Consider the following 11,923-nt stretch of genomic DNA (forward strand, 5'->3'; position numbering starts at 1 on the left):
GTTTTGCTATTCGTGAAGGTGGTCGTACTGTTGGTGCCGGTATCGTCTCTAAGATCATTGAATAAATAATGCTTGTTGAGTGCTTTGATTATTGAAGGCACTTTGTATAACAGGGAAATAAAGAGCATGAACAGTCAGAATATTCGCATTCGCTTGAAAGCGTTTGATCATAGAATTCTTGATACGTCGACGCGTGAGATCGTATCGACTGCTAAACGTACCGGTGCAAATGTCCGTGGTCCCATTCCGCTTCCAACGCGGATTGAGAAGTTTACGGTCAATCGTGGACCGCATATCGATAAGAAAAGTCGTGAGCAGTTTGAGATGCGAACACATAAGCGTCTTCTTGACATTGTTGATCCAACGCCGCAAACAGTGGATGCGCTTATGAAGCTCGATCTTTCTGCTGGTGTGGATGTAGAAATTAAGCTCTGAGGTTTGAGGACAGAAGGAACAGACCCGATGCGTTCAGGTGTAATAGCACAGAAGCTGGGCATGACCCGTATTTATAATGATGCTGGTGAGCATGTGCCGGTGACGGTACTTCGTTTGGAGAATTGTCAAGTCGTTGCTCAGCGTACAGTTGAAAAGAATGGTTATACTGCTGTTCAATTAGGTGTAGGCTTTGCTAAGGTTAAGAATACTTCACAAGCTCTTCGTGGACATTTTGCTAAGGCTTCTGTTGAGCCTAAAGCCAAAATAGCAGAGTTTCGTGTGAGTCCCGACAATCTTCTTGATGTTGGTACTGAGATTACAGTGGAACATTTTGTTCCAGGACAAAGAGTTGATGTGACTGGTACCAGTATTGGTAAGGGGTTTGCTGGTGTTATGAAACGACATAACTTTGGTGGGCATCGTGCTTCTCATGGTAATTCGATTACACATCGTGCTCATGGTTCTACAGGGCAGTGCCAAGATCCTGGTAAAGTTTTTAAAGGTAAAAAAATGGCTGGCCATATGGGGCAAGTGCGTGTAACAACACAGAATATTGAAGTTATTTCCACTGATAGTGAGCGTGGTTTAATTTTAGTGCGTGGTGCTGTTTCTGGTTCTAAAGGTTCTTGGATTTTGATACGGGATGCTGTGAAGAAGCGTCTTCCTGATAATGCTCCAAAGCCTGCTGGTATTCGCCGTCTTGTGAAGGAGAAAGCGGAAATGGTTACTCCGGTGACGGAAACCTCTGAGGTTGAGGGAGCCTAATAATGGATCTTGTAATTAAAACTCTTGATGGTAATGAAGCTGGCAAATTAAAGGTTTCTAAAGCTATTTTTGATCTTGTTCCGCGTGAGGATATTTTGCAACGTGTTGTTCGTTGGCAGCTTGCACGTCGTCAGCAGGGAAGTCATCAATCCCAAGGTCGTTCTGATGTGTCGCGAACAGGGGCAAAAATGTTTAAACAGAAAGGAACTGGGCGTGCTCGACATTCATCTGCACGTGCACCGCAGTTTAGGGGTGGGGGTAAGGCTCATGGACCAGTGGTTCGTAGCCATGCGCATGATCTTCCTAAAAAGATTCGTGCTCTTGGGTTACGTCTTGCTTTATCTGCAAAATTAAAAGCAAAAGATTTAATTATTGTGGATGAGTTGACTGTTAAGGATGCTAAAACGAAAATGCTTGTTTCTCATTTTTCTAAGCTTGGATTTAATAACGCTCTCTTGATTGATGGTAAAGAGATTGATATTAACTTTTTTCGTGCAGCCTCTAATATCCCTAATATTGACATTTTGCCTATTCAGGGAATTAATGTTTATGATATTTTGCGTCGCAGCAAACTTGTTTTATCAAAAGCAGCTGTTGAGGCTCTTGAGGAGCGTTTTAAATGACAGATCTTCGCCATTATGATATAATTATTAGTCCAGTTATTACTGAAAAGGCGACTATGATTTCTGAATATAATCAAGTTGCTTTTAATGTCGCGCCGAAAGCGACGAAGCCTGAGATTAAGGCTGCTATTGAAGCGCTTTTTAGCGTAAAAGTTAAAGCAGTTAACACGGTAGTCCGTAAGGGTAAAGTGAAGCGTTTCAAAGGTATAGTTGGTCGGCAGAGTGATGTCAAAAAAGCGATCGTAACTCTGGCCAGTGGTCAGACTATCGACGTTTCGACAGGTCTTTAAGAGGCTCGGAGATAGGAATAATGGCACTTAAGCAATTTAATCCAACGACACCTGGGCAGCGTCAGCTTGTTATTGTGGAACGTTCTTGTCTTTATAAGGGAAAACCTGTAAAGATGTTAACTGAGGGTTTGTCTTCAAAGGGTGGGCGTAATAATCGCGGTCGTGTTACTGCTCGTTTTCAGGGTGGTGGACATAAACGTAGTTATCGGTTTGTCGACTTTAAGCGTCTTAAACGTGATGTTTCAGCAAAGGTTGAGCGTTTAGAATACGATCCTAATCGTACCGCTTTTATTGCTTTAATCCGCTATGAGGATGGGCAATTGAGTTATATTCTTGCACCACAGCGTCTTGGTGTTGGTGATTCTGTTATGGCTGGTTTAAATGTGGATGTTAAACCAGGTAATGCTATGCCTCTTGCTAATATGCCTGTAGGTACAATTATTCATAATGTTGAGATGAAGCCAGGGAAAGGCGGACAGATTGCACGTTCAGCAGGTGCTTATGCGCAGTTGGTTGGACGAGATCATGGTATGGCTATTCTTCGTTTAAATTCTGGTGAGCAGCGTTTGGTTCCGAGTAGCTGTTTTGCAACTGTTGGCGCTGTTTCAAATCCTGATCATGGGAATATTAATGATGGTAAGGCGGGGCGGTCACGTTGGCGTGGTAAACGTCCACATGTTCGTGGTGTTGCTATGAACCCCGTTGATCACCCACACGGTGGTGGTGAAGGTCGTACATCGGGGGGGCGCCATCCAGTTTCTCCTTGGGGTAAACCTACAAAAGGTAAGCGTACGCGCTCCAATAAAGCCACTGATAAATTTATTATGCGTACGCGTCATCAACGCAAGAAATGAGAAAGGTAGTCTGAGGTGGTTCGTTCAGTGTGGAAAGGTCCGTTTGTTGACGGCTATCTTCTTGGTAAAGCAGAGAAGGTACGTGCAAGTGGGCGCAACGAAGTTATAAAAATATGGAGTCGTCGCTCTACTATTTTACCGCAATTTGTTGGTTTAACTTTTGGTGTTTACAACGGTAATAAGCATATTCCTGTTTCTGTTTCTGAAGAGATGGTTGGGCATAAGTTTGGTGAGTTCGCTCCTACCCGGACTTATTATGGTCATGGTGCTGATAAGAAAGCGAAGAGGAAGTAGGAATGGGAAAAGCTAAAGTTTCGCGCCAGCTTAAAGATAATGAAGCAAGAGCTGTCACGCGGACAATTCGTGTTAGTCCGCAGAAGCTTAATTTAGTTGCTGCAATGATTCGTGGTAAAAGAGTTAATGTAGCGCTCGCTGATTTGATGTTTTCACGCAAGCGTATTGCTGCTACTGTGAAAAAAACGCTTGAATCAGCAATTGCAAATGCAGAAAATAACCACGATCTTGATATTGATTCGCTTGTTGTGGCGGAAGCTTATGTTGGTAAGTCGATAGTGATGAAGCGCTTTCATGTTCGTGGTCGAGGGCGTGCTAGTAGAATTGAACGTCCATTTTCGCATCTTACTGTTATTGTTCGTGAAGTTACCGAAAAAGTGGAGGCCGCGTAATGGGGCAGAAGATCAATCCAATAGGACTTCGTCTTGGTGTTAATCGGACTTGGGACTCTCGTTGGTATGCTGATAGTGGTGAATATGGGCGCCTTCTTCATGAAGATTTGAAAATTCGTTCATATGTGCTTGAGGAGCTTAAACAGGCGGCTATTTCTAAGGTTGTTATTGAGCGTCCTCATAAAAAGTGTCGTATTACAATTCATTCTGCACGTCCTGGTTTGATTATTGGTAAAAAGGGTGCTGATATCGAAAAGCTTCGTCGTAAGCTATCAGAAATGACGGATGCTGAAACTTCATTGAATATTGTGGAGATTCGTAAACCGGAGATTGATGCGACAATTATTGCGCAATCAATTGCTCAACAGTTAGAGCGTCGTGTTGCTTTTCGTCGTGCAATGAAGCGTGCTGTTCAGTCTGCTATGCGTCTTGGTGCGGAAGGTATTCGTATCAATTGTTCTGGCCGTCTTGGTGGTGCTGAAATTGCTCGTATGGAATGGTATCGTGAAGGTCGTGTTCCACTTCATACCTTGCGTTCTGATGTTGATTACGGTACAGCAGAAGCTAAGACCGCTTATGGTATTTGTGGTATTAAAGTTTGGGTCTTTAAGGGTGAGATTCTTGAGCATGATCCGATGGCTTCAGAACGTCGTGCTACGGAAGCTGATCAATCTGGTTCTTCATCGAATCGTCGCCGCGAAAATGCTTAGTTTTTGAGATTGAACTAAAATTTGGAGTAGAGAACAATGTTGCAGCCAAAGCGCACAAAGTTCCGTAAACAGTTCAAAGGCCGTATTCACGGTTTTGCGAAGGGTGGTACGGATTTGAATTTCGGTGCCTACGGTTTGAAGGCTGTTGAGCCGGAGCGGGTTACTGCTCGTCAAATTGAAGCGGCGCGTCGTGCGATTACACGTTATATGAAGCGTTCTGGTCGTGTGTGGATTCGCATTTTTCCAGATCTTCCGGTTACATCTAAACCGACTGAAGTTCGTATGGGTAAAGGTAAGGGAAGTGTTGATTATTGGGCTGCACGTGTTGCTCCTGGGCGCGTCATGTTTGAGCTTGATGGAGTTCCGGAGGATGTTGCACGTGAAGCACTAAGATTGGGTGCTGCAAAGTTGCCTATAAAAACGCGTTTCATCCAGCGTATTGCTGAATAATGAGGTTAAGCGATGAGAGCCACAGAATTACGGGCGCAAACGCTCGACCAAATGAAAGATGAATTGGCTAAGTTAAAGAAAGAGCAATTTAATTTGCGTTTTCAAAAAGCAACAGGTCAATTAGAAAAGACTGCGCGCGTTAGACAAGTTCGTCGTGATATTGCGCGTATTAAAACTTTTCTTCGTCAAAAGATAAGTGAAAGTAAGGTTTAAGGAAATAAGAGATGCCTAAACGCGTTTTGCAGGGTGTTGTTATTAGCGACAAAAGTGATAAGACTGTTGTTGTCAAAGTTGAACGCCGTTATTCTCATCCGCTTCTTAAGAAGACTGTTCGGCAGTCTAAAAATTATAAAGCGCATGACGAAAACAACCAATTCAAGATTGGGGATCAAGTTTCTATTCAAGAATCTAGACCAATTTCGAAAGATAAATGTTGGATTGTTGTAAAAGACAATGTAGCGTAAAGAGTTAAGCTTATTGTTTTAGAATTTAACAGTGTGGTTATCATTGATAAATTTGAAGACGATAACTTTATCGTTATTTGGCAGGCAAATCCGAGTGTGTAAAGATACAATCGGATATATGTGTTAAGAGAAGGTGGCCAGTCATGATTCAGATGCAAACAAACCTCGACGTTGCTGATAATTCTGGAGCGCGTCGTGTCATGTGCATCAAAGTGTTAGGCGGTTCAAAGCGGAAATATGCTTCGGTCGGTGACATTATTGTTGTTTCGGTTAAGGATGCAATTCCTCGTGGCCGTGTTAAAAAAGGTGATGTTATGAAAGCTGTTGTGGTTCGTACTGCTAAGGATATTCGTCGCGCAGATGGTAGTGTCATTCGTTTTGATAGTAATGCTGCGGTTTTAGTGGATAACAAAAAAGAGCCGATCGGTACTCGTATCTTTGGACCTGTTCCTCGTGAATTGCGTGGTAGGAATCATATGAAGATCATCTCGCTTGCTCCTGAAGTTCTGTAAGGAGTAAATGTTATGCAAAAGATTCGAAAAGGTGATAAAGTTGTTGTTTTGTCCGGTAAGGATAAAGGATGTAGTGGTGAAGTAATTAAGGTTAATCCAAAAGAGAATAAGGCTTTTGTTCGTGGGATTAATATGATTAAACGTCATCAACGTCAAACGCAGAAGCAAGAAGCTGGAATTATTTCTAAAGAAGCTCCGATTCATCTGTCTAATTTGGCGATTGCTGATCCTAAAGATGGTAAGCCTACACGTGTAGGCTTTCGTATGAATGCAGATGGTAATAAAGTTCGTTTTGCCAAGCGTTCGGGAGAGTTGATTAATGGCTGAGGAAAGACAAATACCGCGTATGAAAGCGCATTATTTTGAAGTGATTCGTAAAGTGCTTCAAGAGAAGTTTAATTACAGAAATGCGATGCAAATTCCGCGGATTGATAAAGTTGTAATAAATATGGGGATAGGTGAAGCAACTGCTGATTCGAAGAAGCCTTCCCTTGCCGCTGAGGATTTAGGGCTAATAACGGGTCAGAAGGCTGTTGTTACGCGTGCGCGTAATTCTATTGCGACCTTTAAGGTTCGTGAAGGAATGCCTCTTGGGGCTAAAGTTACATTGCGTAAAGATCGTATGTTTGAGTTTTTAGATCGTCTTGTGACGATTGCTCTTCCGCGGGTTCGTGACTTTCGTGGTTTAAATCCAAAGAGTTTTGATGGTCGTGGCAATTTTGCTATGGGTATTAAAGAACACATTGTGTTTCCAGAAATCAACTATGATAAAGTTGATCAAATTTGGGGCATGGATATTATCGTTTGTACGACAGCAAAAACGGATGATGAAGCTCGTGAGTTATTGCGTGCTTTTAATTTTCCTTTTCGTTCGTAACGGCAAACGTAGTGAGGTGAAATTATGGCCAAAGTAAGTGCCGTTGAAAAAAATAAGCGTCGTGAGGTGATGGTAAAGCGCTATGCTGCCCGTCGTGCACGTTTGAAAGCAATAGTTATGGATCAGAAGGTTTCTCTTGAGGAACGTTTTAAAGCTTCTGTTCAGTTGGCAGAGTTGCCGCGTAATTCTTCGAAAGTTCGTATTCGTAATCGCTGTGAGGTTTCAGGTCGTCCGCGGGCTTATTATCGTAAATTAAAAATGTCGCGAATTGCGTTGCGTGAGCTTGGCTCTATTGGCTATATTCCTGGTATTGTAAAGTCTAGTTGGTAAGAGGAGATTATTTAATGTCTATGTCAGATCCTCTTGGTGATATGTTAACACGTATTCGTAATGCACTTGGTCGTAAAAAAGGTAAAGTAGTTACTCCAGATTCGAAGCTTCGTGCGCACGTTCTTGATGTTCTTCAGTCGGAGGGTTATATTCGCGGATATAATCGAATTGATTTAGGTGATGGGAAAGCGGAGATTGAAATCGAATTGAAGTATTTTGAAGGGCTGGCTGCTATTCGTGAGATTTCACGTGTATCAAAGCCAGGGCGTCGTGTGTATGTTTCTGCTAAGTCACTTCCTCAGGTGGCAAATGGCCTTGGTATTTCGATTTTATCGACTCCTAAAGGCGTCATGGCAGATCATGAGGCGCGTGAACAGAATGTTGGTGGAGAACTCCTTTGTCGTGTTTTCTAAGTTATGTCAAGAAAACGGAAGAAAAAGTAGGTTAGAACAATGTCTCGTATTGGAAAGAAACCCATTTCAATTCCTTCTGGAGTTGCTGCTACTGTTGAAGGACAGCTGGTTAAGGCAAAAGGTCCAAAAGGTGAGCTGAGTTACGTCGTCAATGATGAAGTCTTAGTCAAACTTGAGGAGAATATCATATCAGTTATGCCGCGGGATCAGTCAAAAGATGCGCGTTCTAAATGGGGTATGTCGCGCTCAATGATTGAGAACATTTTTTGTGGTGTGAAAGATGGTTTTGAAAAGAGGTTGGAGATTAATGGGGTTGGTTATCGTGCTGCTTTGCAGGGTAAAGATGTTCAACTATCTCTGGGCTTTTCGCATGATGTGGTTTATAAAGTTCCGTCGGGTGTTACTGTGACTGTTCCTAAGCCAACGGAAATTGTTGTTTCTGGAATTGATAAACAGCAAGTTGGACAAGTTGCAGCGGAAATTCGTGAGTATCGTAAGCCTGAGCCTTATAAAGGTAAAGGTGTTAAGCATGCAGATGAACGTATCTTCCGTAAAGAAGGTAAAAAGAAATAAGGATTTTGTATTATGGTTTCATCTAAGGACATTATCCAACGTCGTGCAAGGCGCGTTCGTCGTAGAATTAAAATGGTTTCTCATGATCGTCCTCGGCTTAGTGTTTATCGTTCAAATCAGAACATTTATGCTCAAGTTATCGATGATTTGCGGGGATGTACACTTGTTTCAGCCTCTACCCTTGAAAGTGATTTGAAAAAATCGTTAAAGAGTGGTGCTGATAAAAAGGCGGCCTTTGCTGTTGGTAAGTTAATTGCTGAGCGTGCGAAGAAAGCGGGTGTTAATGAGGTGGTTTTTGATCGTGGAGCGTATGTGTACCATGGTCGCGTCAAAGCTTTAGCTGAAGCTGCTCGTGAAGGTGGTTTGAGTTTCTAAAATTTCTTATTTATGAATGAGTAAGGAGAGTTTAGAGTATTTCGTTTAAGTTCTTCCAGTTTGATGAGGGACTTTGTTATCGTGCTTCCGGAAAAGAAAAAGGAATGAGGAATGGCACAAAAAGAACGTGGTGAGAGAGAAGAACGCGATAATGAATTTGTCGATAGGCTCGTTCATATCAATCGTGTTGCTAAAGTTGTAAAGGGTGGTCGGCGTTTTGGTTTTGCTGCTCTTGTTGTCGTTGGAGATCAAAAAGGCCGTGTGGGTTTTGGACATGGTAAAGCCCGTGAAGTTCCAGAAGCCGTTCGTAAAGCAACGGAATCTGCAAAACGTGGGATGATTTATGTTCCACTTCGGTCTGGGCGTACATTGCATCATGATCTTGAAGGTCGTCACGGAGCTGGGCGTGTTTTGCTACGCTCGGCTTCTGCTGGTACTGGTATTATTGCTGGGGGGCCAATGCGTGCTATTTTTGAAGCTCTTGGTATGCAGGATGTCGTTGCAAAATCACTAGGATCGTCGAATCCTTATAACATGGTTCGTGCAACATTTGATGCATTGAAACATCAAATGCATCCTAGAGATATTGCTGCTCAACGTGGTATAAAGTATTCGACTTTGCAGGCGCGTCGTCGCCATTTAGTCGACCTAGAAGGGTAGTTTCTGAGATTATCAGAAAAGGAATTAGGAAATGGTTCAGAAAAAATCTCAGAGTGGTAAAACTGTGACGGTGGAACAAATTGGAAGCCCTATTCGAAACTCACAGATTCAGCGTGCAACCTTAAAGGGGCTTGGACTAAATAAAATGCGTCGTCGGCGCGTTTTAGATGATACACTTTGTGTGCGGGGTATGATTGCTCGGGTTCGGCATCTTGTTCGCGTTATAGATGAAGGTTAAGGGTTGCGGGAGTATTAGATATGAAACTCAATGAACTGCGTGATTGCGAAGGCGCAACAAAAAATCGTAAGCGTGTTGGGCGTGGTATTGGTTCCGGTACGGGTAAGACTGGCGGTCGTGGTGTAAAAGGGCAAAAGTCACGTTCTGGTGTTTCCCTTAATGGTTTTGAAGGTGGGCAAATGCCCATCTATCGTCGTTTGCCAAAACGTGGATTTAGGAATTTCTTTACTAAAACCTACAATGAAGTTTCACTAGGACGTATTCAGTTGGCAGTTGATGCAGGTAAGTTGAATATTGAAAAGCCTGTTGATATGGTTTCTTTGAAAGAGGCTGGTATTATTCGTCGTGAAAAAGATGGGGTTCGTCTTCTTTCTGATGGTGATTTGAAGGCTAAGATTACCTTTCATGTTTCTGGTGCTTCACAAGCTGCTCGTGTTAAGATTGAAAAAGTGGGTGGTCAGGTTATTCTTCCTGATATTGCTCGATAATTTTTTAATATGAATAGAGACCTAAAGAAGAATAATATCTGTTTTGTGGGATCTTTTGTGGAGAATTGTTTAAGTTCTGCATTTGTTTGTGTATGCATATATGAATTTTAGGATTATACTTCTGTGATTTGAAGAACTGGAGTGTAAAGTGGAGACGTTTTATGGCATCAGCAGCAGAGCAATTTGCTTCCAATATAAATTTCGGCACCTTTTCGCGTGCAACTGAATTAAAGAAACGCATCTGGTTTACTCTGTTGGCGCTTCTTGTATATCGTTTTGGCACTTACATCTCTCTTCCAGGTATCAATATCGATGCTTTGCGGCAAACATTTGAACATCACGCGTCGGGTGTATTAGGACTCTTTAATATGTTTGCTGGAGGTGCTGTTGGGCGTATGGCTATTTTTGCGCTGGGTATCATGCCTTATATATCGGCATCTATTATTGTGCAATTGTTAACATCTATTATTCCTTCTTTGGAAACTCTTAAAAAAGAAGGGGATTTAGGTCGTAAGATTATCAATCAATATACGCGTTATGTAACAGTCGTATTGGCAATTCTACAAGCTTTTGGTATTGCGGTTGCGCTTGAAAGCGGTATAGGGTCGGGGCTTCAAATTGTTTTAGAACCAGGTCTTATGTTTCGTATTTCTTCTGTTATTACGCTTGTTGGCGGAACGATGTTTCTTATGTGGCTTGGCGAGCAAATTACGTCACGTGGTATTGGTAATGGGGTTTCTCTTATCATTTTTACAGGGATTGTAGCCAACTTTCCTTCTACTTTTGCTCAGCTTTTGACAGCTCATAGTCAGGCTGATTTATCAACTTTTCTTTTAATAGGAATCGTTCTTATTGCTGTTTTGGTTATTGGGCTTATTGTTTTTATAGAGCGTGCGCAACGGCGAATTCTTATCCAATACCCGAAACGTCAGGTCGGTAATCAAATGTTTCAAGGAGATATGTCGCATCTTCCTTTAAAGTTGAATACTGCTGGTGTTATTCCACCTATTTTTGCTTCATCTTTATTATTATTACCTGCCACTATTAATAATTTTTCTGATAAAATGCCACAATGGGTTCAGGAGATTTCTTATGCTCTTGGTCATGGACAGCCACTTTATATGATTGTTTATGCATTTTTAATGGCGTTTTTTTGCTTTTTTTATACAGCTATTGTGTTTAATCCAAGTGATACTGCAGATCAGTTGAAAAAACATTCTGGTTTTATTCCAGGGATTCGTCCAGGTGAGCGTACAGCTGAATATATTGATTACGTTTTGACGCGTATTACTGTTGTGGGCGCTATTTATATTATCTTGGTTTGTTTGTTACCTGAATTTATGATATCTGCATTACAGGTTCCTTTTTATCTTGGGGGAACATCCTTGTTGATTGTTGTTACTGTTACACTTGATACGGTTGCTCAAATTCAGGGGCATCTTGTTGCCCACCAATATGAAGGGTTGATAAAAAAATCAAAACTTCGTGGAGGTAGAAGGAATCGATGAGAGTTATTCTTTTAGGTCCTCCTGGAGCGGGAAAAGGTACGCAAGCAAAAATGTTGACTGAGGAATATAACATTCCTCATTTATCAACAGGGGATATGTTGCGTGAGGTGATTGCCAAAGAAACGGAGATTGGTAAAAAAGCTAAAGCTATTATAAGTTCTGGTGCTTTGGTACCTGATAGTATTGTTAATCAAATCGTATCAGATCGGATTGATGAAGCTGATTGTGTAAACGGTTTTGTTTTGGATGGATATCCGCGAACTGTGGGGCAAGCAGAAGCGTTGCAACAGATACTGGATTCAAAAAATATGCGGCTTAATGCTGTTATTGAATTGTGTGTTGATGAAGACGTGTTGATTGAACGTATGAAGAAGCGCGTTGAGGAAACAATAGCGACTGGTGGACAGGTTCGTTTAGATGACAATCCTGTTGCTTTTGCAAAAAGATTAGTAGAATATCGTGAAAAAACAGCTCCCTTATCAAAATTTTATTCAGAGAGGGGAATGTTGAAGGTTATTGATGGAATGATTGGTGTTTCTGAAGTGACACGTATGATTAGAGGTTTTTTTTCATGAGATTTTTTTTAGAAATAAATGAAAAGAGTTGACTTTTGAGATGAAATCTATCAGAAGTGAATTTAATTTATTTTAGTGAAATAATAGGATTCGGAAG

The 11,923-nt window shown here is 41.7% G+C and carries 23 protein-coding genes and 1 pseudogene; all 24 read left to right on the forward strand.

What is annotated here, in order from left to right; all coding sequences use genetic code 11:
- Positions 1-65 (forward strand): annotated as a pseudogene (locus ACFIM6_RS02185) (elongation factor Tu); the annotation flags it as partial.
- A 61-nt stretch (positions 66-126) separates the two neighbouring features.
- On the forward strand, positions 127-435 hold the full coding sequence (gene rpsJ / locus ACFIM6_RS02190) for a 30S ribosomal protein S10 (RefSeq protein WP_005773267.1): 309 nt from the start codon (positions 127-129) through the stop codon (positions 433-435).
- 27 nt (positions 436-462) lie between these two features.
- Positions 463-1,200 (forward strand): 50S ribosomal protein L3, encoded by a 738-nt coding sequence (rplC, locus tag ACFIM6_RS02195; protein WP_273791404.1) that lies wholly within the window; start codon positions 463-465, stop codon positions 1,198-1,200.
- 2 nt (positions 1,201-1,202) lie between these two features.
- Positions 1,203-1,823, forward strand: coding sequence for a 50S ribosomal protein L4 (gene rplD, locus ACFIM6_RS02200; RefSeq protein ID WP_375611472.1), 621 nt, complete (start codon positions 1,203-1,205; stop codon positions 1,821-1,823).
- Complete coding sequence (locus ACFIM6_RS02205; RefSeq protein ID WP_375611473.1) at positions 1,820-2,113, forward strand: 50S ribosomal protein L23; 294 nt, start codon at positions 1,820-1,822, stop codon at positions 2,111-2,113. Before rplD ends, ACFIM6_RS02205 begins: the two co-directional genes overlap by 4 nt.
- A gap of 20 nt (positions 2,114-2,133) precedes the next feature.
- Complete coding sequence (gene rplB / locus ACFIM6_RS02210) at positions 2,134-2,967, forward strand: 50S ribosomal protein L2 (protein ID WP_375611474.1); 834 nt, start codon at positions 2,134-2,136, stop codon at positions 2,965-2,967.
- Positions 2,968-2,982: 15 nt separating this feature from the next.
- The gene (gene rpsS / locus ACFIM6_RS02215) at positions 2,983-3,261 is read left to right on the forward strand and encodes a 30S ribosomal protein S19 (RefSeq protein WP_004855734.1); all 279 of its coding nucleotides are present in this window, start codon (positions 2,983-2,985) and stop codon (positions 3,259-3,261) included.
- Between the two features lie 2 nt (positions 3,262-3,263).
- Positions 3,264-3,653, forward strand: a complete 390-nt coding sequence (gene rplV, locus ACFIM6_RS02220) for a 50S ribosomal protein L22 (RefSeq protein ID WP_273791407.1) — start codon at positions 3,264-3,266, stop codon at positions 3,651-3,653.
- Entirely contained in the window at positions 3,653-4,363 is a 711-nt protein-coding gene (rpsC, locus tag ACFIM6_RS02225) for a 30S ribosomal protein S3 (RefSeq protein WP_273791408.1), read from the forward strand. The genes rplV and rpsC overlap by 1 nt, the downstream gene beginning before the upstream one ends.
- Positions 4,364-4,399: 36 nt before the next feature.
- A complete protein-coding gene (gene rplP / locus ACFIM6_RS02230) occupies positions 4,400-4,813 on the forward strand; it encodes a 50S ribosomal protein L16 (RefSeq protein ID WP_375611475.1) in 414 nt (137 codons plus the stop codon).
- A 12-nt stretch (positions 4,814-4,825) separates the two neighbouring features.
- Complete coding sequence (gene rpmC / locus ACFIM6_RS02235) at positions 4,826-5,026, forward strand: 50S ribosomal protein L29 (protein WP_375606714.1); 201 nt, start codon at positions 4,826-4,828, stop codon at positions 5,024-5,026.
- Between the two features lie 11 nt (positions 5,027-5,037).
- Complete coding sequence (gene rpsQ / locus ACFIM6_RS02240; RefSeq protein WP_012231991.1) at positions 5,038-5,277, forward strand: 30S ribosomal protein S17; 240 nt, start codon at positions 5,038-5,040, stop codon at positions 5,275-5,277.
- Between the two features lie 143 nt (positions 5,278-5,420).
- A complete protein-coding gene (rplN, locus tag ACFIM6_RS02245; RefSeq protein WP_004855715.1) occupies positions 5,421-5,789 on the forward strand; it encodes a 50S ribosomal protein L14 in 369 nt (122 codons plus the stop codon).
- Between the two features lie 12 nt (positions 5,790-5,801).
- Entirely contained in the window at positions 5,802-6,116 is a 315-nt protein-coding gene (rplX, locus tag ACFIM6_RS02250; RefSeq protein WP_375611476.1) for a 50S ribosomal protein L24, read from the forward strand.
- A complete protein-coding gene (rplE, locus tag ACFIM6_RS02255) occupies positions 6,109-6,666 on the forward strand; it encodes a 50S ribosomal protein L5 (protein WP_375611477.1) in 558 nt (185 codons plus the stop codon). Before rplX ends, rplE begins: the two co-directional genes overlap by 8 nt.
- A gap of 24 nt (positions 6,667-6,690) precedes the next feature.
- Complete coding sequence (gene rpsN, locus ACFIM6_RS02260; RefSeq protein ID WP_273791412.1) at positions 6,691-6,996, forward strand: 30S ribosomal protein S14; 306 nt, start codon at positions 6,691-6,693, stop codon at positions 6,994-6,996.
- Between the two features lie 14 nt (positions 6,997-7,010).
- Positions 7,011-7,409 (forward strand): 30S ribosomal protein S8, encoded by a 399-nt coding sequence (gene rpsH / locus ACFIM6_RS02265; protein WP_375611478.1) that lies wholly within the window; start codon positions 7,011-7,013, stop codon positions 7,407-7,409.
- A gap of 39 nt (positions 7,410-7,448) precedes the next feature.
- Positions 7,449-7,982 (forward strand): 50S ribosomal protein L6, encoded by a 534-nt coding sequence (gene rplF, locus ACFIM6_RS02270; RefSeq protein ID WP_375611479.1) that lies wholly within the window; start codon positions 7,449-7,451, stop codon positions 7,980-7,982.
- A gap of 12 nt (positions 7,983-7,994) precedes the next feature.
- Positions 7,995-8,357, forward strand: a complete 363-nt coding sequence (gene rplR / locus ACFIM6_RS02275) for a 50S ribosomal protein L18 (RefSeq protein ID WP_375611480.1) — start codon at positions 7,995-7,997, stop codon at positions 8,355-8,357.
- A 111-nt stretch (positions 8,358-8,468) separates the two neighbouring features.
- Positions 8,469-9,017 (forward strand): 30S ribosomal protein S5, encoded by a 549-nt coding sequence (rpsE, locus tag ACFIM6_RS02280; protein ID WP_015856574.1) that lies wholly within the window; start codon positions 8,469-8,471, stop codon positions 9,015-9,017.
- A gap of 31 nt (positions 9,018-9,048) precedes the next feature.
- Positions 9,049-9,255: a 50S ribosomal protein L30 gene (gene rpmD / locus ACFIM6_RS02285; RefSeq protein WP_375611481.1), complete on the forward strand. Its 207-nt coding sequence runs from the start codon at positions 9,049-9,051 to the stop codon at positions 9,253-9,255.
- Positions 9,256-9,275: 20 nt separating this feature from the next.
- On the forward strand, positions 9,276-9,743 hold the full coding sequence (gene rplO, locus ACFIM6_RS02290) for a 50S ribosomal protein L15 (protein ID WP_375611482.1): 468 nt from the start codon (positions 9,276-9,278) through the stop codon (positions 9,741-9,743).
- A gap of 161 nt (positions 9,744-9,904) precedes the next feature.
- Positions 9,905-11,251, forward strand: coding sequence for a preprotein translocase subunit SecY (secY, locus tag ACFIM6_RS02295; RefSeq protein WP_375611483.1), 1,347 nt, complete (start codon positions 9,905-9,907; stop codon positions 11,249-11,251).
- The gene (locus ACFIM6_RS02300; RefSeq protein WP_375611484.1) at positions 11,248-11,826 is read left to right on the forward strand and encodes an adenylate kinase; all 579 of its coding nucleotides are present in this window, start codon (positions 11,248-11,250) and stop codon (positions 11,824-11,826) included. The genes secY and ACFIM6_RS02300 overlap by 4 nt, the downstream gene beginning before the upstream one ends.
- The last annotated feature ends 97 nt before the right edge of the window (positions 11,827-11,923 follow it).

Source organism: Bartonella sp. AA9NXGY (genome assembly GCF_042196845.1).
In the GTDB taxonomy this organism is placed as follows: Bacteria; Pseudomonadota; Alphaproteobacteria; order Rhizobiales; family Rhizobiaceae; genus Bartonella.